Source organism: Streptomyces sporangiiformans, assembly GCF_005768555.2.
In the GTDB taxonomy this organism is placed as follows: domain Bacteria; phylum Actinomycetota; class Actinomycetes; order Streptomycetales; family Streptomycetaceae; genus Streptomyces; species Streptomyces sporangiiformans.
The window spans coordinates 1-20,839 of sequence record NZ_VCHX02000132.1; the positions used below are offsets into that span (position 1 = coordinate 1).

Consider the following 20,839-nt stretch of genomic DNA (forward strand, 5'->3'; position numbering starts at 1 on the left):
CCCCCGTGTTCCCCCGGTTCCCCGTGCCCCCCGCCCCTGGCAGCTGCGCAGCTACTCCGTAGCGATCGCGTTCAGTACGTTCATCCGGCCCGCCCGGAACGCCGGGATCAGTGCCGCGAACAGGCCCACGAACGCCGAGCCCACGAAGACCGCGATGATCGTCGGCCAGGGGATGTCCAGGACGTTCAGGCCCTCCAGGGCCAGGAGCTTCTGGGCCGTGGTGCCCCAGCCCATGCCCAGGCCGAGGCCGAGCAGCGCACCGAACAACGCGATGACCACCGACTCCATGCGGATCATGCGGCGCAACTGGCGGCGGGAGAGGCCGATCGCTCGGATCAGGCCGATCTCGCGGGTGCGCTCGACGACCGACAGGGCCAGGGTGTTCACCACGCCCAGGACCGCCACGATGATCGCGAGGGCCAGCAGGCCGTACACCATGTTCAGCAGCTGCCCGATCTGGTCCTTGAGCTCCTGCTTGAAGTCGGTCTGGTCACGGACCTGGTACTGCGGGTACGGCTCCATGGACTTCTTCAGAGCCGCGTACGCCTCCTTCTCCTGGCCCTTCTCGGCCTTGGCGAACATGATCGTGTTCGAGGGGATCTCGCTCGCCGGGACGTACTTCTCCATCGTCGCGAGGGACAGGTACCGCGCGCCCTGGTCGATCGACGTGTCGTCGTCGGTGATGGCGGCGACCTTGAGCTTCGCCGTCTCGCCGCCCTTGAAGGCGACGGTCATCGTGTCGCCGACCTTCACACCGTGCTTGGTGGCGTAGTCGGAGCCGAGCGACATCGCGTCCTTGCCGTACGCCGCCGACAGCTCCCCCGCCGTCGTCGCCCGGCGCAGGTCGTCCGCGTAGGTCGGGTCGGCCGCCGTGACCTGGCTGTCCTCACTCGTGCCGTCCGGAGCCGTCAGCGTCGCCTCGATCTCCTTGTAGCTCGTGACGTGCTCCAGGCCGGGCGAGGCCTCCATGGCCTTCTCGGCCTGCGGGACGATCCGCTGGGTGTTGCCCTGGACGATGAAGTCCGCGCCGACCGACTTGTCCAGCTCCTCGGTCGCGGAGGCCACCATCGAGGATCCGACCACCGAGAGGCAGGCGACGAGCGCGAGCCCGATCATCAGGGCGGCACCGGTCGCTCCGGTACGCCGCGGGTTGCGCAGCGCGTTGCGCTCGGCCATGCGTCCGACGGGACCGAAGGCCCGCAGCAGGACCGCGCTGATCACGCGGACCACTCCGCCCGCGAGCAGCGGGCCGACGATCACGAACCCGACCAGGGTGAGGACGACGCCGGCGCCGAGGACGAGCGAGCCGTCCTTCGCCTTGTCCGCGGTGGCCGCGGCGTAGAGCGCGAAGGCTCCGGCGCCGGTGAGGACCAGCCCGATCAGGCCGCGTACGAGACCCGCCTTGCCGTCCGCCGGCGTACCGGCGTCGCGCAGGGCGGCCATCGGGGAGACCTTGCCCGCGCGGCGGGCGGGGAGGTAGGCGGCCAGGACGGTGACGACGATGCCGAGGAGCAGGCCGATCGCCGGGGTGGTCGTCTTCACGGTCAGGTCGGCGGTGGAGAGGTTCATGCCCATGCCGGACATGAGCTTCATCAGGCCAACGGCGATACCGACGCCCGCGCCGACGCCGAGGATCGAGCCGACGACGCCGAGCAGCAGCGCCTCGACGAGCACGGACCGGTTGACCTGCTTGCGGGACGAGCCGATCGCCCGCATCAGGCCGATCTCGCGGGTGCGCTGGGCGACCAGCATCGAGAAGGTGTTGATGATCAGGAAGACGCCGACCAGGAAGGCGATTCCGGCGAAGCCGAGCATGGCGTACTTGATGACGTTCATGAACTCGCCGACGCCCTCGCGGTTCTCGTCCGCGTTCTCCTTCTGCGTCTGCACCTTGAACGACCCGGTGCCGTCCAGCGCGGACGTGACGTTCTGCTTGAGCGTCGCGTCGGTGACACCCTGCGCGGCCACGAGGTTGATGTGCGTGAACCGGCCGGTGGCGTCGAGCAGTTCGCGCTGCGCGGTGGCGGTGTCGAAGTAGACGACGGCCGCGCCGGGGTTGGTCACCTTGAAGGAGGCGATGCCGACGATCTTCGCCTTGAAGTCGCCGGTGACGGCGATCGTGCGCAGTTCGTCACCGAGCTTCAGGTGGTGCTTGTCGGCGGTGTCCGCGTCGACCATCGCCTCGGTGGGCCCGCGCGGGGCGTGCCCGGAGGTGATCTCCATCGAACGCAGGTCGTTCTTCGTCCAGTTGCCCGCGATGGTCGGAGCGCCGGTCGTCGACCCCATGTTCTTGTTGTCGCTGTTGACGACGGTCACGTTCATCGAACTGACCGCGCCCTCGGCCGACTTGACGCCCTTCGCCGTCCGGGCCTTGGCGAGGACCGAGGCGGGCACGGACTCCGGCTTGCCGTTCTGCGGGGTGTCGTCGGCCTTGGCCTTCTTGGGCAGGACCGTGACGTCGGACGACGTCGCGGCGAAGAGCTTGTCGAACGTCGTGTTCATGGTGTCGGTGAACACCAGCGTCCCGCAGACGAAGGCCACCGACAGCAGGACCGCCACGGCCGAGAGCGCCATGCGTCCCTTGTGCGCGAAGAAGTTGCGCATCGAGGTCTTCAGGACGGTCATGACGTACGCCCCCGGGCGTCGAAGTCCTTCATGCGGTCGAGGACGGCCTCGGCGGTCGGGCGGTGCATCTCGTCGACGATGCGGCCGTCGGCCAGATACAGCACCCGGTCCGCGTACGAGGCGGCCACCGGGTCATGCGTGACCATGACGATGGTCTGGCCCAGCTCGTCGACGGACCTGCGCAGGAAGCCGAGCACCTCGGCGCCCGCGCGCGAGTCCAGGTTCCCGGTCGGCTCGTCGCCGAAGATGATCTCGGGGCGCGCGGCAAGGGCACGGGCCACGGCGACGCGCTGCTGCTGGCCGCCGGAGAGCTGGGTGGGCCGGTGCTTGAGGCGGTCGCTGAGGCCGACCGTCTTGACGACCTGGTCCAGCCAGCCCCGGTCCGGCTTACGGCCCGCGATGTCCATCGGCAGCGTGATGTTCTCCAGCGCGTTCAGCGTCGGCAGCAGGTTGAACGCCTGGAAGATGAAGCCGATCCGGTCCCGGCGCAGCTGCGTGAGCTTCTTGTCCTTGAGGCCGGTGATCTCCGTCGCGTCCAGGTAGATCTGCCCGGAGGTGACCGTGTCGAGGCCGGCGAGGCAGTGCATGAGGGTGGACTTGCCGGACCCCGAGGGGCCCATGATCGCGGTGAACTGGCCCCGTGCGATGTCCACGTCGACGTGGTCGAGAGCGACGACCCGGGTCTCCCCGGACCCGTATGCCTTGACGACCTGCCGCGCCCGCGCGGCAACGGCCGTACGCTCTCCAGTGCCCCCGTGCCTGGGAATGGTTACAGCCGATGTCACGGTAAGTCTCCTATGTCGGTCAACGTTTGGCGTGCGCGTTCTGCTACATCGATGAGTCTGGTGGCGGGACGGGGTCCGGCGCGCTGGTGCTCAGCGCAGTCTTTTCCGGGGGAAAACCCCACCCCCGCAGGTGCGGTCCGTACGAGCGGACCCGCCCCCAGCGGCGTAAAGCCAGGCTAAGGAGCGGCCGCACCCGGTCTCGTCCTCCGGCGGTACGAACCCTCCCCGAGCCGTAGTACGGAGGTACCCCTAAGGGCTCTCCACCCCTCGGTGGAGGGCGCCTCAGGGATGACTCCCCCCTTACGCCCACTGAGCGTCCACTCTCCCGCCGCGTGAGGGTCAAATGAGATGGTGTGCTCCGGCAGATAGATGCAAGGGGAAGGAATCCTGTGAGGCAGGGAAACCCGTGAGCCAGGAGGGCACCCAAGGTCCGGACACCGACGTCCAGAAAGCAACGGCAGACAAGCGGGTGGAGACCCGCAGACGCCGTGCCGTGGTCGCCGCGCTCATGCTCGCCATGGGCCTGGCCGCGCTCGACTCCACGATCGTGTCGACGGCCGTCCCCCAGATCGTCGGCGACCTCGGCGGCTTCTCCGTCTTCTCCTGGCTGTTCTCCGGCTATCTGCTCGCCGTGACGGTCACGCTGCCCGTGTACGGCAAGCTCTCCGACACCTTCGGCCGCAAGCCGGTCCTGATCGTGGGCTCGGCCCTCTTCCTCCTCGGCTCCCTGCTCTGCGCCGCCGCCTGGAACATGGCCGCGCTGATCGCCTTCCGGATCGTCCAGGGCCTCGGCGGCGGCGCACTCCAGGGCACGGTCCAGACTCTCGCCGCCGACCTCTACCCACTGGAACAACGCCCCAAGATTCAGGCGAAGTTGTCCTCGGTCTGGGCGATGTCGGCGATCGCGGGCCCGGCGGTCGGCGGCCTTTTCGCCGCGTACGCCGACTGGCGCTGGATCTTCCTCATCAACGTGCCGATCGGCGCGCTCGCGCTCTGGCTGATCGTCCGCCACCTGCATGAACCGGAGCGCACGCCGGGTCCCCGCCCCCGTATCGACTGGGCGGGCGCGCTCGTCGTCTTCTCGTGCGGCGGCGTCCTGTTGACGGCGCTGGTGCAGGGCGGGGTCGCGTGGGACTGGCTGTCGCCCCCGTCTCTCGCCCTCTTCGGTACGGGACTCGCGCTGATCGCGGTCCTCGTCGTCGTCGAACGCCGGGCCGCCGAACCGATCATGCCCGGCTGGGTCTGGCGCCGCCGCACCATCGCGGCCGTGAACCTGGCACTCGGCGCGCTCGGTCTGCTGATGGTGGCCCCGACGGTCTTCCTCCCGACGTACGCCCAGTCGGTCCTCGGTCTGGCACCCGTCGCCGCCGGATTCGTGCTCTCCGTATGGACGTTGAGCTGGCCGGTGTCGGCCGCGCTCAGCCAGCACGTCTACCGCAGGATCGGTTTCCGCAACACTGCGATGCTCGGCATCGGCACGGCCACGCTGGTCCTGCTCGTGTTCCCGTTCCTCCCCTACCCCGGCGAGGCCTGGCAGCCGGCGCTCCTCATGCTGCTGCTCGGCGGCGCGCTCGGGCTCTTCCAACTCCCCCTGATCATCGGCGTCCAGTCGACCGTCGACTGGGACGAGCGCGGCACGGCCACCGCCTCCATACTGTTCTGCCGCCAGACCGGCCAGACGATCGGCGCGGCCCTGTTCGGGGCGGTCGCCAACGGGGTGCTGGCCGCACGGCTCGGCGGCGCGGGCGACCTCGACAGCGTGACCCGCGCCCTGGACTCGGGCACCTCCGACGAGCATCTGCGCCGCGCGGTCGCCGACGCGGTCCACGCGGTCTACCTGGGCGCGGCCTGCGCGGCCGGACTCGCCTTCCTGGCCCTGCTGTTGCTGGCACCGCGACGGTTCCCGATTCTGCGGGGCCCTGCCGACGAGTAGTGCCCGTCAGCCGGTGAGCCGCTCAGCCGGTGCGGCGGTGGGCGGTGCGGCGTCGCGCCGGGAGCGGGCCAGAGCCAGCCCACCGAGGACCATGGCGATCAGCCCCACCACCAGGGCCACGACGGCCCCGCCCAGCCCGTTGCCGGTACCGATACCACCGTCGGAGGTGGCCACAACCAGCCCACCGAGGGCCATGGCGATCAGCCCTGCCGCCAGAGCCACGATGGTTCCGAGTCGCCCTGAACCGGTGCCGAAACGACCGGCGGGGCGGGCCAGAGCCAGCCCACCGATGACCACGCCGGTCAGCCCCAGCACGGCGGCCACGGTGGCCCCGAGTCGCCCGGCGCTCATGGTGTAGACGTCGGCGGCGGTCGGTTGGCCCGAGACGTGCGCGGCCGCGGGTGCGGCGAGCACGAACACCCCGAGCAGGGCGGCTGCGGCCACGGCAAGCACACGTCGGACCGGCATCGGGGCTCCTGATGAGCTCATGTCCCTCGCCTCTTTCGTAGGTCTCGTTTCCGAGGAGTGGATGTCGCCTGATCATGTCGCCGGACGCACCGCCGGTCGTCCCGCAGACGCATGCACTTCGCGCTGCCGCCGATGGCGCACCCGGATGCCGCGGACGCCGCAGGCGCCGCGAAAGTACCGCGTGCGCGGTAGGCGGCCGCTCGTCCGTGAGCCGGACTCGCCCGCGGCGGCATCCGGCTAGGGTGCGCGCATGAGTACAGGACGGTTCTCAGTCCAGGCCGGTGTCAGGGACTGGGTCATCGCCGTCGGCGTGGCAGCGACGCTGCTGGTCACCGGGCTGTCCGGGCAGCACCCCGCCACGAACCTCGAACTGCTCGGCTACGCGCTCCTGGTGGCCGGCGGCGTGGCGTTGGCCGCGCGCAGCCGGGCTCCGGTTGCCGTCCTGGCCGTCACCGGTGTGTGCGCGGTGGGTTACCAGGCGGCCGGCTTCGACGTGCCTGCCGTCGCGTACCTCTTCGCGGTGTACACGGCCGTACGGGCGGGACACCGCACCATCACGGTGGCGGCGAGCGTGACCATGCTGGCCTTTCTCCCCCTCGCGGCCCTGGCCTCGGGCCTGCACGACACGGGTGAGGCCTTCGCTCAGGCCCGAAGCGCCCTGGAGCTGGCGTGGCTGATCGCGGCCGGTGCAGCGGGGGAAGCGCTGCGGCAGGCCGAGCGGCGGGCGGACGAAGCCGAGCGCACCCGGGAGGAGACCGCGCGGCGGCGCGCCGACGAGGAACGGCTGCACATCGCGCGGGAACTGCACGACTCGCTCACCCATCAGATCTCGATCATCAAGGTCCAGGCCGAAGTCGCCGTCCACGTGGCCCGCAAGCGCGGCGAACAGGTGCCGGAGGCCCTGCTGGCCATCCAGCAGGCCGGCCGAGAGGCGACCCGGGAACTGCGCGCGACCCTGCAGGCGCTGCGCGATGACGACACGACCCCACCGCGAGGGCTCGACCATGTTCCGGAACTGGTGGAACGAGCCCGTTCCATCGGCCTGGACGCGACGCTGACGATCGAAGGACAACGACACGACGTGCCGGCCGCGGTCGACCGGACCGCCTACCGGATCGTTCAGGAGTCGCTCACCAACATCGCCCGGCATGCCGCCGCCGGCACGGCGTCGGTCCGGATCGACTGCCGTCCGGACGCCCTCGCGATACGCATCGATGACGACGGCAAGGCCACACCGGACACCGCCCCGGTGCCCGGCGTCGGGCTGCTCGGGATGCGCGAACGCGTCACCGCCCTCGGTGGCCGGCTGCGGGCGGAGCCTCGCGGCGAGGGGGGCTTCACCGTCCAGGCCGAACTCCCTGTGGAACTGACGTCATGATCCGTGTCCTGCTGGTCGACGACCAGCCGCTCCTGCGCAGCGGATTCCGCGCGCTCCTCGACCTCGAGGACGACATCGAGGTGGTGGCCGAGGCCGGCGATGGGATGGAGGGCCTGGCCCTCACCAAGGAACACCTGCCCGACATCGTGCTCATCGACATCCAGATGCCGGTCGTCGACGGCATCGAGGCGACCCGGCGCATCGCCGCCGACCCGGCCCTGGCCGGGGTACACGTCGTCATCCTGACCAACTACGGCTTTGACGAATACGTCTTCGACGCGCTGCGCGCCGGCGCGGCCGGATTCCTCGTCAAGGACATCGTGCCGGAAGACCTTCTCCACTCCGTGCGCGTCGCCGCGCGTGGCGACGCCCTGCTCGCGCCGTCGATCACCCGCAAGCTGATCAACCGGTACGTCACCCAGCCGCTCCACACCGGTGCCGGCACGGGGCTGAAAGAGCTGACCAACCGTGAACGCGAGGCCGTCGCCCTGGTCGCGCAGGGCCTGTCCAACGACCAGATCGCCGACCACATGGTGATCAGCCCGATGACCGCGAAGACCCACATCAACCGGGCCATGGCCAAGCTCCACGCCCGTGACCGTGCCCAACTCGTGGTCCTCGCCTACGAATCCGGCCTGGTAGCCCCACGCGACCGCTGACATCGACAGGCCCATGGATCGCTGCACCAGCGGGGGAACGAAGGCCGCGGGCGCTCGTCAATCCGGTCGCGGAAGGCCGCCCGGCTCTGCAGACTCCATGGTGTGGATCGCTTGGCGGAGATCGCGGACCGGCTGACCGAAGTCAGTGGCGTCGTCGGGGTGTGTCTGGGAGGCAGCCGGGCGAGGGGAACACATTTCCCTTCCTCCGATTTCGATCTGGGCCTGTACTACCGGCCGCCGCTGGACACCGCTGCCCTGCGTCTGCTCGCGGCCGAGCTGACCGGTGGGCCGGTGGAGGTGACCGAGCCGGGCGGCTGGGGGCCCTGGGTGGACGGCGGGAGCTGGCTGACCGTCGACGGTCACGCCGTCGACTGGATCTACCGCGACCTGGACCGGGTGCACCGCGTCTGGGAGCAGTGCCGAGCAGGCCGGTTCGAGATCGGTGTCCAGCCCGGCCACCCCCTGGGCGTGTACTCCCACGCCTATGTCGGCGAGCTGGCCCTCGGTCGCATCCTCGCTGACCCCGGCGGCGAGCTGCAGGCCCTGCGGCAGCAGACCCGCCACTATCCCGAGCCGCTGCGCGAAGCGCTCATCGCCAACGCGCGATGGGAGGCGCCGTTCATCCTGGCCGGCGCCCGCAAGGGCGCGGCTCGCGGCGACGCCTTCTATGCCGCCGGTTGCCTCTTTCGTGCGGTGGGCCTTCTCGTGCACGCCCTCCACGCGCACGCCAGGAGTTGGGTACTGAACGAAAAGGGCGCGGTGCGAGCCGCGGGAGAACTCGCCGTGGCTCCCCCGGACTTCGCCGCGCGGGCGCACGCCCTGTTCGCCGCCCTCGGCACCACGGCGGACACGCTCACTGCCGCGCTGGACGACGCCGACAGGCTGACCGCCGAGGTGTGCCAAGAACTCGACCGGGCCGACACGGCCCTCACATGAGCGTGCCGCTGGCTCGCAGCAGCGGCAGTACGTGGTCGCGGACGGCGGGCGCGAGCCGCAGGTCGCTCTCCCGGCCGGGGACCCACCGCATGTGCGCGAGCTCGGCGGCGGGCCGGGGGACCCCGTCGATCCGAGCCTCGAACACCGTCAGCTTCATGGGTACGCCCTCAAGGGCGGCCACGGCCTCGACGACAGCCAGGAAGCGCGGCTCCACGGGCCGCACCCCGAGCTCTTCGTCCAGCTCCCGCGTCAGCGCCTCCAGCGACTCCTCGCCCGCGTCGGGCTTACCGCCGGGCAGATAGAAGAAGTCAGGAGCCGCCTGCTTGCTCACGACCAGGAGCCGGCCCGCCTGAACGATCGCGGCCGCCACAACCACCATGTACGTGCTCCTCTCCGGTAACCGGTAACTCACGTACCCGGCAAGCACTTCGGACACGCACACGGCGGGTCCGTCCAGCGGGGGATGAGCGAAGTAAGCGCATACCGACCGGCCAGTTTGGCAAAAGCGGCGCACATCTCCGTACCGCCGAGTAGCGTGCGTTGCTCCCACCCCCCGTTTCCCTGCGGTCCGCACCGGACCCGAGCCACGCAAGGAGAACCGGGATGGCCTACGACCCGTCCCCGTCGCACCCCCTACCGCCGCCGCACGACTCGTCGCCCTCGTACCTCACCTATCCCTGGGCACCGGCACCACCGCCGACGCCGGACCCCGAGCCGACGCGGCGTCCCCGGTACGCCGCGCTCGGCCACCACAGCGACCTCCGCGTGCTGCGCACCGCGTACCGCTGGCAGCGGCGCGTGGCGACGCTCACCGCGCTGGGCTACTTCACGCTCTTCCTCGTGCTGTCCGCGTCCGCGTCGTCGTTCATGGCGAAGGACGTGACCGACGGGCTGCCCGTCGGACTGCTGCTCGGGCTCCTTCAGGTGCCCGTCACGGGTCTGGCGATCGCGCTGTACGAGTACACGGCCCGCCGGGGCGTCGACCCGGTCGCCGAGCGGATACGGAAACAGGCGGAGTTGGACGCCAAGCGGGAGGCCGCCCGATGACCGAGTTCAGCAGTTCCGCGCAGTCGATGTCGCTGGTGGCGTTCACCGTCGTCGCCACCATCACGCTGCTGCTGTGCGTGATGACCGGCCCCGACCGCGACGACCTCGACGAGTTCTACACCGGCTACAGCTCAATGTCCCCGATGCGCAACGGCCTCGCCATCGCGGGCGACTACATCTCCGCCGCGACCGTGCTCGGCACCGGCGGCGTGATCGCGCTGTTCGGGTACGACGGGATCGTCCTCGCTCTCAGCACGGCCCTGTCACTGATGCTGCTGATGTTCCTGCTGGCCGAACCCCTGCGCAACGCGGGCCGGTTCACCATGGGCGACGTCCTGGCCCGGCGGATGCCGGGACGCTCCGCACGCATCGCCGCGTGCGCCGTGACACTCGTCGCGCTGCTGCCGCTGATGCTCGTCCAACTCGCGGGCACCGGCGACCTGCTGGCCTTCCTCCTGGGCTTCTCCGGCGACGCGCTGAAGACCGGCTGCATCATCGGCCTCGGCACGCTGATGATCAGCTACGCGGCGATCGGCGGCATGAAGGGCACCGCTCTCATCCAGATCCTGAAGATCGTGATGCTGCTCGGCTCGGGCGCGGTCGTCTGCGTACTCATGCTGAACAAGTTCGACTGGGACCTCGGCGGTCTCTTCGACGCGGCGGCGCGGGGCAGCGGGGCGGGACCGGCGTTCCTGACCTCGGGCCTGCAGTTCTCGAGCGGCCCCAGCCCCGAGCTGGACATGATCACCTCAGAGCTGACCGTCGTGCTCGGCGGCGGTGTTCTGCCCCACATCACCATGCGCATGTACACCGCGGGCAGCGCCCGTCAGGTACGCCGCTCGATGTCCTGGGCGGTGTCGTCCGTGGCACTGTTCGTGCTGATCATCACGGTCGTCGGTGTCGGCGCCACCGCGCTGCTCGGGCGCGAGGCGATCATGGCGGCGGACCCGCAGGGCAACACGGCCTATCTGCTGGGCTCACGCGCCGCGTTCGGGACGGACGTGTCGACCGCCGAGACCCTGCTGTTCACCACCGTCACCACGGCGATCTTCCTGACCGTGCTCGCCTCCGTGGCCGGCATGATCCTCGCCTGCGCCAACTCCCTCGCGCACGACGTCTTCGCCCACGGCAGGAAGCAACTGTCGCCGCGCCGCGAGATGACGCTGGCCCGGGTGTCCGCGGCCGCCGTCGGCGTCCCGACGATCCTGCTGGCCACGATGGTCCAACACCGCAGCCTGCAACCGCTCGTCACCCTCTCCTTCTGCCTGGGCGCCTCGGCGATAGCGCCCGCGCTGGTCTACGGCCTCTTCTGGCGCCGCTACACCAGGGCGGGCCTCCTGTGCACCCTGATCGGCGGCTCGGTGAGCACGCTCGTGCTGATGACCGGCACCAACCTGGTCTCCGGCTCCCCCATCTCCGCCTTCCCCGACCACGACTTCACCTGGTTCCCCTTCACCACCACCGGCGTCCTCTCCATCCCCCTCGGCTTCGCCTTCGGCTGGCTGGGCACCGTGGCCTCCGGCCGGCGCCGGGCCGAACAGGAGCGCAAGCAGTACGAGGAGGTCGAGGGGCGCATCCTGGCGGGGGTGGTGCGGAGGCAGAGTTAGGGGACACGGAGAAGGGGGCAGAGACCATACGGGTCAGGGGAGTTGCCCCACAGGGGACGACCCACGCGGGACGGGGGTGCCGATGACAGCGAGCGCGGGCACGACGCGCGGCCGCGTCTTCTTCGGCGCGGTCACCGGGCTCGCGGTCGCCGCAGGCGGCGTGGTCGCCGTGCTCGCTCTCGTGCCCGATGCTCCGGCCGGGGGCCTGTGGCGCCTCGCCGAGTGGCTGCTGCTCGCCTCGGTCGCCGTATGGTGTGCCGAACTGTGTGTCGCTCGCGCCGCACAGCCTCGCCGGCCCGGCGAAGCGCAAGCGTTCCGGACGCTGCGGCTGCGCACCAACGGGGTCCTGGCAACCTCCCTGGTGGCCGAACTGACCCTGCTGACCGCCGGATTCGCCAGAAACGACGCCTACGGAACGGCCTGGGCGTCCGGCGGCGTACTCCTCGCGCTGCTCGTCGGCGCCACCGCGCGCACCTCCAGCATCAGCTCCGCCCATTCGGTCTACACCCCGTCGGACCCTCTCACGGCCATTGCCGGCTTCGTGCTGGCCGAGCTGTGCGGCGGCTGGCTCACCGTGCGCTTCGCCATGGAGGGGCCGCTGTGGGCGGCGTGGGGCCTGGGGGGCGCGATGGTGGCACTGGCCCTGGGTTTCTGGCTGACCGACTCGCCGTCCTCGTCCTCCCAGTCCACGTACGAGAAGGTGTTCGGGTCTGCCGCGGGGCTGGGTGTGGCGGGTGCGGTGGCCTGGTCCACGGTGCGCGGCGAGACGGTGGCCGCGTGGACGGTGGGCGGCGTCGCGGCGGGGGTCCTCCTGGTTCTCGGGGTGTTGGCGTTCCTTGAGAACAACTCCACGAGTTTCGCTCTGCCGTGGCCACGAGCCGTGGTCGGCCAAGGCAGGACGACTTCGCTGGGGGCGCAGTTCGCCGGGGTGCTCGTACCTCTGGCGAGTGTGACGTGGGCAGTGTGGGGTGGGGAGTCGTGGAGTGGGGAGGGTTCCGGCGACGACCGGCTCCTGGACGTGAGTTATCTCGCGGGAGCGGGCGCTGTGCTCCTGGTGGCGCAGGGCGCCGTGCTGGCCTGGACGGTCACCTCGCCGCCACAGCGCTGGATGAACGAACTGGTCGGCGCTGTACGCCAGTCGGTACCTGGCCCGGAGCACGACCCGTACTACGAGAGCTATGCGCAACGGGAGCGGGGGGAGTCCTGGCACCGCGCCCCGACATCGAACCAGGGCGTCCTGTCCGCCGCCTTCCACCACCTCACACATCCCCTGCAGTCCGCCGCCGTGATCACGATCCACCGACGTACCGCCTTGGAGACCGGGCTCGCCATCGACAAGATCTGGCCCCGGATCGAACTGGTCGCCCCCGAGCAAGTCAAACGGCAGGTGCGGCGCAGGGAACAGGGTCTGCTCGCCTCCCGGCTCGTCGTCGCGAGCGCCGTGTGCACGGCCGGCGTGTGGCTGTTCATCGCGCTCAGCGACCTCGGAGGATTCCGCCTCGAAGGCGGCTCGCCCGCACTGCTCGTCGTGGGCCCGCTCCTCGTGGCAGCGGTCGCGCTGGTGCAGGCGCGCAGACTGCTCGCCGAGGTGTACGCGGCCAAAGCGGACGCGGTCGACGTCTTCCGGTACGACCTGGCGACCTCTCTGCACCTCATGCTGCCGGAGAACGCCCACGACATGATCCGACTGGCTTCCGCGCTGAGCGGTGACCCCACCCCGTACCCGCTTCAGGGACACGGCCCCCAGCAGCAATTCGCGGTGGACCCTGGGCTTCCCCCGGGCGCCCAACTCCACCACCTCGCCGCCGATGTGGCCGACCGGCTACGCAGCGACCTACGAGCCGATGTACGCGACGCGGTCCGGGAGGAGTACGCGTTGCTGGTTCGGCGGGATCCGGCGCGCGCCACGCTCTCGGCACCCGATCTGGCCCAGCTCGCGCGGGACATCGCCCACAGCGCGGCCGGGCCGGTCAGCAGCCACCTCAAGAGCCACCTGACCGACCTTCAGCAGAAGTTCCACCAGGACGTGCGAGCCACGATCCGCTCCTCGCTCGAGGAGTCCGTGACCGGACCTCCCCTGACGAACTTCGTCGGCTATCTCGCGATCGAACTGGACCGGCGCGCACAGAGCGAGGAGCAGCCTCCCGTACGGGCCGAGGGCGGGACGATCAGGGCCACGGTCGGTCGGCGCGTGAATCTGGTGGTGTCCGTCGTGCGCGACCAGCGCGCGCAGAGCCTCGCCTCGGTCGTCGCGAGCCGCCCGGGCACGGACTTCTTCGTCTTCGAGCCGGTACGTGTCGAGGGCGGCAAGGACGCTCGCGCCGTGTCCTTCGACGCGATGGCCGACAGTTCCACCCTCACGCCACTGCCCCAGCGCAAGAACCTCCTCGTGCACGACGAGACGCAGACGACCTTCGGGTTCCAGATGCCGGAGGAGGAGGGCAGCCACGAGGTGTGGTTCCAGCTCTACCAGACGGGCCACCTCGTCCAGGTCGTCGCCCTCAAGATCGAGGCGGAGGCCGCACCGCCACCTTCCGGGACGGGTCCCGAATCGGGTCCCGAATCGGGCACAGCGGCGGACGGCGTATGAACGAAGCACGGTCGCCGGATGTCTCCGTAAAGGTCCTGACGACCAGCGAGGCGACCCGGCTGAAGTTCACCGCCCCCGGCCGCCCGGAGATCAAGCCCGTGCGCGCCACCCTCGTCGGCAGCGACGCGCTGCTCAGGGTCCGGCAGGAACTGGACAGGGGACTGACCCGGCTCAAGGACGAGCTCACCGCGTTCGCCGTCGAGGACAAGGACCTCAACCAGGTCTTCCAGAGCCTGCACGGCCTCGGCCGCACCCTGCTCTTCATCCTGTTCGGCGCGCAGCAGACCGTCCTGAAGGACCTGCAGAAGTTCTGGAACAAGGCACTGCCGTTCGGCATGAACCCCGAACTGCCGCCCCCGCTCGTCGAATGTGTCGGCGGCAAGGACGGATTCCTGCCCCTGGAGTTCCTGCCGCTCTTCCGGATGTTCCCCGGCCCGCCCGTCGAATCGCCGGGCGATTTCACCACGGCCTGCCGCACACTCGTCGGCTTCTCGTGTGTGGTGCGACGCGCCATGCTGCCCGCGCCCGTCCGCGGCGGGACAGCACTGCACACAGGGCCGGACGGCCGCGTCCCCGCCCGCTATCTGTACTACGAGCACCTCGAAGGAGCCGTCGAGGAACTGGCGTGGTTCGCCGACGCCGGAGGCACGCACATCGACCTGGAAGGCCCGTACCCCGACGGCGCGGACAACGCACTGGGCCTGGCCGAGCAGATCTTCGACCCGCGGCTCCTCCTCAACGGCGCACGCCGTGAACTGCCCGACCAGGTACAGCACTTCGCCTGCCACTGCTACACCCGCTCCGACAACACGCTCGACGCCGAGATCGAACTCAGCGGCGCGGGCCACCACTCCCGCACCACGCTCCGCGCCCTCGGCGCGGACCTCGTCGCCCTCGGCGCGAGCCAGGACAAGCGCACCTTCGACCTGCCGCTGGTCATGATGAACGCCTGCGGCTCGGGCCGCATGCGCGCCCCGGGGGCGCCGTCGTTCCCGCACCTCTTCCTCACAAACGGCAATCGCGGCTTCATCGGCACCGAGACCGAGATCCCCGACGATGTCGCCGCCGCCTTTTCCAGGGCGCTGTACGAACGCTTCCTCGTCCGCCGGATCCCCCTGGGCAGAGCGCTCCTCGAATCCCGGCGACACCTCCTGCACACCCTGCGCAATCCGCTCGGCCTCACCTATGCCGCGTACGCCGACCCATGCCTGCACGTCCGCCCGACCCCCGAGGAGCCACCCCATGCCGCAGCCACAGCCCACCCCTGACAGCGGGAAGACCATCAGCGTCCTCGGTCTGGAGGACACCGAGCAGGGCCGCACCGACCGGCTCTCCCTCAAGCGCGTGGAGGAATGGCGGGCCGCGCGTACGGAGATTCCCGCCGAGGAACTCCAGTCCCGGCTCGGCGACTTCGTCGCGACGATGCGTGGCGTGATCGCCTCGCTGCCGCAGAAGGCGGGCGAGTTCCAGCTGAACGAGGTGACGTTCAGTGCCGAGGTGAGCGCCAAGGGCACGGTGTCGCTGCTCGGCTCCGGCGGCGAACTGGCCGGACAGGCGGGGATCACCTTCACGTTCACCCGGAGCCAGGGCCTGTCCTAGGGGAGCGGGCGGAAGGCCGAACCCCCGCTACTCCGCCGTCGCACGCCCCGTGAGCGCCGCGAGACTGCTGCGTACGTGGTCCATGTGGGCCCGTACGACATCCCACCGCTCGCTGTGCTCACGCAGCACCCGCTCCGTCTCACGGGCGACCCGGTCCGCGATGACACCGGCCTCCGCGACCAGCTCGGCGGCCTGCACCTCCGCATGCTCCTGCCGGCGCCGAGCCGTCTCGCGGGCGTCCGCCAGGGCCTGTTCGGCCTCGGCGAGGCCCTGCTCGGCACGCGCCACCAGCGGACCATGGTGCGCGTCGAACGCGTCCTGCCGGTCGGCGGCCGCCCGCCCGGCCTCCTCCCAGCGCTCGAGATGCTCCCTCTCCTGCTCGGCCAGCAACCCCTCCGTACGCTGCCGCATCTCACGCAGCGCGGCGAGCGCCTCACCCCGGCACTCCTTCACCTCACGCCGCGCGGCGACCCGCATCTCGTCGGCCTCGGCCTGCGCCGCCAGCAGCCGGTGCCGGGCCCGCTCCTCGGCCTCGCCACGCACCGCGTCGGCCTCCGCCCGCGCCGCCTCACGCGCGCCCTCGGCCGCCGCCTCCGCCTCCTCGACGGCGCGCCGCGCCTCCAACTGCGCGTTCTCGCGGAGCGACACCGCCTCCTCCACACCGAGTTCGAAGAGCCGCCGGGCGCTCTCCCCGAGGATCTCGTACGTCTGCGCGGGGAGCCCTGCCACGAGCTCGCGCATCCGTTCCGCCTCCGCCTCCATCTCCTTGGCCAGCACGGTCAGTCGAGCCGCCCGCTCCCACGCGGCATCCCGGTCCCGCGACAGTGCCTCGGCGTACGCGTCGACCTGATCGGGACGGTAACCACGCCCCCGTCCGGCCACGAAGCCCTGAGGCGACACCGATGCGCTGCTCATCCTCGAATCCCCTCTTCGGCGTGCGACGTACAACAGACACGATTTGCCGCACATCTTGGTTGATCAGACGGAAGTGTTCATAACGCGACACTCCGCCCGATTCATCCTGTCAGTGATCACGGCCAAGGGATCGGATCATCCGAACGCAACCAGCGCATTCCATGTATTCCATGCATCCAGCACAAAAAGGGGCGGGCCCGGTCGACCGACCGGGCCCGCCCCTTACAGAGAGCGGCGAGCGAATCTCAGCTCAACGACAGGTCAGAGCAACCCGTCCCACATCTCTTCCAGCAGCACCGACCACCAGCTCTCCGGCGACCCGAGCGCCGCCGGATCGAGGGAGGCGAGCTGCGCCTGGAAGTCGACGGTCCAACGCCCCGCCTGCTCCTGGTTCAGCCCGAACCGCAGCCGCCACATCCGGCCGAGCAGCGCCAGACTGCGCGCGAACTCCGGCAGCCCGGTGTTCACGAACTGCGGCGGTACGGGAGCACCGCCCGGACCGGCCTCGACCGGTACGGCCACGATGTTCGCCGTGCCGTACTGGACACAGATCGCCTTGCCGAAGTCGCTGCCCATCACCAGATACGAGCCCGCGTCCGAGGCCGGCTGCACCCCGCGCTCCTGCGCCAGCTCGGCCAGCGTCGGCACCGGGCGGCCCGGCTGCGCCTGCGCCCAGAAGAACGGGCCCATGTCGACGGGCAGGCCGGCCACCACAAGGGTGTGCGCCACGATCGGCGGGACGCCTTGCCGGGACACCGCACCCTGGTCGAAACGGAAGACTCCCGGCCCGAACGCGGCGGCCAGCTCCTGCCCGATCGCCTCCGGCGGAATCGGCGGCGCCGGCTGCACCTGCGGCAACGGCGCGCGCACCGGCGCGGGCCTCGCGGGCCCGTCCGCCACCTGGTGCAGCTCGCCCTGATGCGCGAGCAGTTGGGCCATGCCCTGCTGACGGCTCGCGTGGTCCGTGCCGTACGGAGCGATGCTGGTGATCCGCGCCTGCGGCCAGCTCTCCCGGATCATCCGCGCACAGTACGCGCCCGGCAGCTCACACGACTCCAACTCCGTGTGCAGCTCCAGCACCTGCTGCGGGGGAACGTTCATCGCCCGCAGCTCGTGCAGGATCTGCCACTCCGGATGCGGGGTGCCCGGCGCGGAACGGCGGATGAGCTGCTGCTCGGAACCGTCCTGCGCCCGGTAACGGAGTACGGCCTGATAACCGGGACCGACCGTCGGCTGCCCCTGCTGCGGGTAGCCGTACGCAGGAGGCTGCTGCCCGGGCATGGGCTGACCGGGAACGGGGCCCTGACCCGGCATGGGCTGACCGGGCATCGGGCCTTGGCCGGGCATGGGCTGACCGGGCATCGGGCCCTGGCCAGGCATGGGTTGACCCGGCATGGGCTGACCCGGCATCGGCTGTGGAGCGCCCGGAGGCATCCCGGGGGCGGGGAGCGGCGCGCCGGGCGGCATCCCGGGGGCCTGGGGCGGCGGAGGAGCGCCCGGCCCGGCGGGACCGGGACCGGCCAGCATCGTCTCGGCGTGGTGGACACCGCCGGACGGCGTACCACCCGGAGGGTTCGGAGCGCCAGGCGCACCCGGAGGCTGCGGCGCACCGGGGGCACCGGGTGCACCGGGCGGCTGCGGCGCACCGGGCGCACCAGGCGCGCCCGGAGGCTTGGGGCCACCGGAGCTGCCGCCGAGCTGACTCGGATCGGCCAGCACCGTCGCGGCGTGGTGGACACCGCCGGAGGGCGTACCACCCGGAGGGTTCGGGGCACCCGGAGGGTTCGGAGCACCAGGCGCACCCGGAGGCTGCGGCGCACCCGGAGGCTTGGGACCACCGGGGCCCTCCGGCCCCTCCGGACCGAGCTGCGAGACAAGCTGGGTGGGCACGTACCCACCCGCCGGGGTACCCGGCGCACCGGGCCCGGACGGCGGAGGCGTACCACCCGGCCGCGCGCCCGGCGTCCCGGGCGCACCCGGCGGAGGCGGCGTACCCGCCCCACTGGCACGCGCCCGACGCGGGGGCGACTGCGCCTTGCTGGTCGCGGCGTCGGCGATGTCACCGGCGTTGGGCGGCAGCGGCCGCGCCGGCGCACTCGGACCGGCAGGCGGCTGCGGGGCGTTGGGACCGGCGGGCGGCGGCGTACCGGGCGCGCTCGGCGGTGTGTTCGGCGGCGTGTTCGGGGCCGCACCGGGTCCCTGCGGGTAACCGTACGAAGACCCCGGCGGCGGAGTGCCCTGCGGGTACCCGTACGAAGCACCCGGCGGCGAAGGCGGAGGCGGAGTACCCGCCGCACCCGGGCCCCGGGGAGCGCCCGGCGGTGGCGTCGGGCCCGGTGCCGCGCCCGACCCCTGCTCGTTGTCGACTGCCGGGGCCACCGCCGTACGCGGAAGCTGGCTGCCGCCCGACATCAGGGCGGTCTTGGCGTCCGGCGGCGCGGGCGGCGGCGTACCGCCGTCGTCGGGGCCGCTCACCGGCGGCGAGAACACCGTCGCGGGCAACGGCACGGAACGGTCCTCACCCGGCTCGGCGTTGGTGTCCGTCCCCGCCCACGGAGTGGCGGCGGGCGCACCCGGCCCCTCGGCTGAGCCGGACTCGGCCCCACCTCCGGCGGCGGGCCACGACGTGGCACCTCCTGGAGCGGCGGGCGCACCGGGCCCCGACGGAGCACCGGGCGCCGACGGAACAGCGGACCCCGAGGGCGCACCCGGCGCCCCGGACGATCCCGGCGACCCCGGACCCCCGGGCCCCGCCAAGGTCCCGGGCAGCGAACCCCCGCTCCCGGCAACCCCATTGGCGGAAGGCCGGTCGCCGGAGCCGGCCGCGGCCGGCCTGGCCCCCGCCCCGTCGGACGAACCCGGGGCCGAGCCCGCGGACGAACCCGCCCGCTGGTCCGGAATCCCCATCCTGTCCGCCGCCTCCTGCAGCCACTCCGGAGGAGTCAGCAGGAACGACGTCTGGTTCAGATCGACCCGCGCCGGAGGCGCCGGCGCCGGTTCGGGTGCCGCGTCCGGCACCCCGTACTCCTCCTCATACCGACGAATCACCTCACCGACCGGCAGCGACGGCCACAACGTGGCCTCCCCGCTGTCGCGCGCGATGACAAGCCGCTGCGCACCACCGTCGGACCGGGGACCGTCGGCGCGGTCCTCCGCCCAGACCACGAACCCGAGCTCGAACTCCCGCACCCGCACCTCACGATGCTGATACGAGGCCACATCCCCGTTGATCCACTCTTCCGCGCGCTCCTGCGCCTGCGCGAAGGTCACCATCGGACGTTCACTCCCCCACCGAAGAGACGGCCACGGCCTGCGCGAAGCCGCCGTCCACCATCAGGTTCGCCACGGTCTCCAGCTCCGGCGGATTACCCGCGAGCCGGCCCAGGAACTGGTCGAAGTCGTCACCGCAGGGCAGCAACAGCCGCTGCACGCGCTCGGCCGGCGGCCACGCGTCCTGGTCACGGGCATCGTCGTACGCGCAGAACCAGACCGAGCCGATCCGCTCGCCCTTCACCTTCACCGCGAGCAGACCGCCCTGTACGAAACCAACTCCCAGGTAGTCCTTGGTGAGGTGATCGCGCAGACACTTGTTGACGTACACGAGGTCATTGACGGCCGCCTCGTCCCGCACCGTGAAGAACGGCTGGTCGACGAGCAGTCCGAGCTCCGCGTCGAGCGCCGCGCCCACCGGCGCGCACCCGCCCGCCGCCTTCAGGAACGACCGATAGGCACCCGGAAGCCGGTACCCCAGGTCCTCCTCGGCCCCCAGCACCTGCTGCTCGGTCACCGCCACCGACGACTTCGGCAACCCGAAATGCGCGGGCCGCGTCTCCTGCAACGGCCGCGTGCCCCTCTTGTTCTGGTCCACGGCCGCCGTCGCCAGCCCGCCGTGATGCCGCAGCAACGCCTTCACCTCCACCGGCACCAGGTCCAACCGCCGCGTACCGGGCACGTGATGCCACGTCCAGCCATGCGGTGTCGCCACCTGGGGAATCGTGTCCCACAGGTCATGTCCCGAAGCCGCCATCGCCGCGTTCGCCGACACATAGTCCGTCAGCCGCAACTCATCGACACCGAAACCCTCGGGCGGCTCGGCGATCTCCGCGGCGGCACGCGCGTACGCCGAGAAGTCGGGGTAGCCGTACTCGTCGATCCGTACACCTCTGGGGTGACGGGCGGCCCGGACCGGGTCCGGAAAATGCACGACCTGCCCGGCGTAGGCCGCGTTCGGCGGCGCGGCTTGCTGCCCGAGCCGACCTGTCGTCATGGCGGTTGCCCCCTGCGGCGTTCTGATGTT

General features: G+C 71.1%; 16 protein-coding genes. 9 read left to right on the plus strand and 7 right to left on the minus strand.

The genetic code is table 11. From position 1 onward, the window contains the following. Positions 1–51: 51 nt before the first annotated feature. Together FGD71_RS19330 and FGD71_RS19335 are read right to left on the minus strand one after the other, a co-directional pair. Positions 52–2,625 carry an ABC transporter permease gene (locus tag FGD71_RS19330; protein ID WP_119101716.1) on the minus strand — a complete coding sequence of 858 codons (2,574 nt, stop codon included), beginning with the start codon at positions 2,623–2,625 and terminating at the stop codon, positions 52–54. Next, positions 2,622–3,410 carry an ABC transporter ATP-binding protein gene (locus tag FGD71_RS19335; protein ID WP_119101717.1) on the minus strand — a complete coding sequence of 263 codons (789 nt, stop codon included), beginning with the start codon at positions 3,408–3,410 and terminating at the stop codon, positions 2,622–2,624. Before FGD71_RS19335 ends, FGD71_RS19330 begins: the two co-directional genes overlap by 4 nt. Before the next feature lie 343 nt (positions 3,411–3,753). On the opposite strand from FGD71_RS19335, the gene FGD71_RS19340 reads away from it, so the two are divergent. Then, positions 3,754–5,343 (plus strand): MFS transporter, encoded by a 1,590-nt coding sequence (locus FGD71_RS19340; RefSeq protein ID WP_119101718.1) that lies wholly within the window; start codon positions 3,754–3,756, stop codon positions 5,341–5,343. A gap of 6 nt (positions 5,344–5,349) precedes the next feature. On the opposite strand, the gene FGD71_RS19345 is transcribed toward FGD71_RS19340, so the two are convergent. Next, on the minus strand, positions 5,350–5,811 hold the full coding sequence (locus FGD71_RS19345; protein ID WP_119101719.1) for a DUF6223 family protein: 462 nt from the start codon (positions 5,809–5,811) through the stop codon (positions 5,350–5,352). 250 nt (positions 5,812–6,061) lie between these two features. Between FGD71_RS19345 and FGD71_RS19350 the strand changes: the two genes are divergently transcribed. The 3 genes from FGD71_RS19350 to FGD71_RS19360 all read left to right on the plus strand — a co-directional run bounded on the left by FGD71_RS19350 (position 6,062) and on the right by FGD71_RS19360 (position 8,784). Then, complete coding sequence (locus tag FGD71_RS19350; RefSeq protein ID WP_119101720.1) at positions 6,062–7,189, plus strand: sensor histidine kinase; 1,128 nt, start codon at positions 6,062–6,064, stop codon at positions 7,187–7,189. After that, positions 7,186–7,848, plus strand: coding sequence for a response regulator (locus FGD71_RS19355; protein WP_119101721.1), 663 nt, complete (start codon positions 7,186–7,188; stop codon positions 7,846–7,848). Before FGD71_RS19350 ends, FGD71_RS19355 begins: the two co-directional genes overlap by 4 nt. 102 nt (positions 7,849–7,950) lie before the next feature. After that, positions 7,951–8,784 carry a DUF4037 domain-containing protein gene (locus FGD71_RS19360; protein ID WP_119101722.1) on the plus strand — a complete coding sequence of 278 codons (834 nt, stop codon included), beginning with the start codon at positions 7,951–7,953 and terminating at the stop codon, positions 8,782–8,784. Here FGD71_RS19360 and FGD71_RS19365 read toward each other — a convergent pair. Further along, positions 8,777–9,163, minus strand: a complete 387-nt coding sequence (locus FGD71_RS19365; RefSeq protein WP_119101723.1) for an NUDIX hydrolase — start codon at positions 9,161–9,163, stop codon at positions 8,777–8,779. The genes FGD71_RS19360 and FGD71_RS19365 overlap by 8 nt on opposite strands. Before the next feature lie 224 nt (positions 9,164–9,387). Here FGD71_RS19365 and FGD71_RS19370 point away from each other — a divergent pair, with 224 nt between their 5' ends. From FGD71_RS19370 to FGD71_RS19390, 5 genes are all read left to right on the plus strand, one after another. After that, positions 9,388–9,831 carry a DUF485 domain-containing protein gene (locus FGD71_RS19370; RefSeq protein WP_119101724.1) on the plus strand — a complete coding sequence of 148 codons (444 nt, stop codon included), beginning with the start codon at positions 9,388–9,390 and terminating at the stop codon, positions 9,829–9,831. Then, positions 9,828–11,438 carry a sodium/solute symporter gene (locus FGD71_RS19375; RefSeq protein WP_119101725.1) on the plus strand — a complete coding sequence of 537 codons (1,611 nt, stop codon included), beginning with the start codon at positions 9,828–9,830 and terminating at the stop codon, positions 11,436–11,438. The genes FGD71_RS19370 and FGD71_RS19375 overlap by 4 nt, the downstream gene beginning before the upstream one ends. An 82-nt stretch (positions 11,439–11,520) precedes the next feature. After that, positions 11,521–14,028, plus strand: coding sequence for a hypothetical protein (locus FGD71_RS19380; RefSeq protein ID WP_119101726.1), 2,508 nt, complete (start codon positions 11,521–11,523; stop codon positions 14,026–14,028). Further along, positions 14,025–15,296, plus strand: coding sequence for a CHAT domain-containing protein (locus tag FGD71_RS19385; protein WP_119101727.1), 1,272 nt, complete (start codon positions 14,025–14,027; stop codon positions 15,294–15,296). The genes FGD71_RS19380 and FGD71_RS19385 overlap by 4 nt, the downstream gene beginning before the upstream one ends. After that, the gene (locus FGD71_RS19390) at positions 15,271–15,627 is read left to right on the plus strand and encodes a Pepco domain-containing protein (protein ID WP_119101728.1); all 357 of its coding nucleotides are present in this window, start codon (positions 15,271–15,273) and stop codon (positions 15,625–15,627) included. The genes FGD71_RS19385 and FGD71_RS19390 overlap by 26 nt, the downstream gene beginning before the upstream one ends. A 27-nt stretch (positions 15,628–15,654) precedes the next feature. Here FGD71_RS19390 and FGD71_RS19395 read toward each other — a convergent pair whose 3' ends face one another. The 3 genes from FGD71_RS19395 to FGD71_RS19405 form a co-directional block, all read right to left on the minus strand. After that, complete coding sequence (locus FGD71_RS19395) at positions 15,655–16,542, minus strand: coiled-coil domain-containing protein (protein ID WP_119101729.1); 888 nt, start codon at positions 16,540–16,542, stop codon at positions 15,655–15,657. Between the two features lie 261 nt (positions 16,543–16,803). Then, positions 16,804–19,815 (minus strand): SUKH-4 family immunity protein, encoded by a 3,012-nt coding sequence (locus tag FGD71_RS19400; RefSeq protein ID WP_119101730.1) that lies wholly within the window; start codon positions 19,813–19,815, stop codon positions 16,804–16,806. 7 nt (positions 19,816–19,822) lie between these two features. Beyond that, a complete protein-coding gene (locus FGD71_RS19405) occupies positions 19,823–20,809 on the minus strand; it encodes an SMI1/KNR4 family protein (RefSeq protein ID WP_119101731.1) in 987 nt (328 codons plus the stop codon). Positions 20,810–20,839: the final 30 nt, after the last annotated feature.

What these genes read in the sequence shown, in the direction of transcription:
- FGD71_RS19340 (WP_119101718.1), top strand. Translation starts at nt 3,754, where the DNA reads ATGAGATGGTGTGCTCCGGCAGATAGATGCAAGGGGAAGGAATCCTGT.
- FGD71_RS19385 (WP_119101727.1), top strand. Translation starts at nt 14,025, where the DNA reads ATGAACGAAGCACGGTCGCCGGATGTCTCCGTAAAGGTCCTGACGACC.
- FGD71_RS19380 (WP_119101726.1), top strand. Translation starts at nt 11,521, where the DNA reads ATGACAGCGAGCGCGGGCACGACGCGCGGCCGCGTCTTCTTCGGCGCG.
- FGD71_RS19355 (WP_119101721.1), top strand. Translation starts at nt 7,186, where the DNA reads ATGATCCGTGTCCTGCTGGTCGACGACCAGCCGCTCCTGCGCAGCGGA.
- FGD71_RS19350 (WP_119101720.1), top strand. Translation starts at nt 6,062, where the DNA reads ATGAGTACAGGACGGTTCTCAGTCCAGGCCGGTGTCAGGGACTGGGTC.
- FGD71_RS19395 (WP_119101729.1), bottom strand. Translation starts at nt 16,542, where the DNA reads ATGAGCAGCGCATCGGTGTCGCCTCAGGGCTTCGTGGCCGGACGGGGG.
- FGD71_RS19390 (WP_119101728.1), top strand. Translation starts at nt 15,271, where the DNA reads ATGCCGCAGCCACAGCCCACCCCTGACAGCGGGAAGACCATCAGCGTC.
- FGD71_RS19345 (WP_119101719.1), bottom strand. Translation starts at nt 5,811, where the DNA reads ATGCCGGTCCGACGTGTGCTTGCCGTGGCCGCAGCCGCCCTGCTCGGG.
- FGD71_RS19370 (WP_119101724.1), top strand. Translation starts at nt 9,388, where the DNA reads ATGGCCTACGACCCGTCCCCGTCGCACCCCCTACCGCCGCCGCACGAC.
- FGD71_RS19330 (WP_119101716.1), bottom strand. Translation starts at nt 2,625, where the DNA reads ATGACCGTCCTGAAGACCTCGATGCGCAACTTCTTCGCGCACAAGGGA.
- FGD71_RS19365 (WP_119101723.1), bottom strand. Translation starts at nt 9,163, where the DNA reads ATGGTGGTTGTGGCGGCCGCGATCGTTCAGGCGGGCCGGCTCCTGGTC.
- FGD71_RS19405 (WP_119101731.1), bottom strand. Translation starts at nt 20,809, where the DNA reads ATGACGACAGGTCGGCTCGGGCAGCAAGCCGCGCCGCCGAACGCGGCC.
- FGD71_RS19375 (WP_119101725.1), top strand. Translation starts at nt 9,828, where the DNA reads ATGACCGAGTTCAGCAGTTCCGCGCAGTCGATGTCGCTGGTGGCGTTC.
- FGD71_RS19400 (WP_119101730.1), bottom strand. Translation starts at nt 19,815, where the DNA reads ATGGTGACCTTCGCGCAGGCGCAGGAGCGCGCGGAAGAGTGGATCAAC.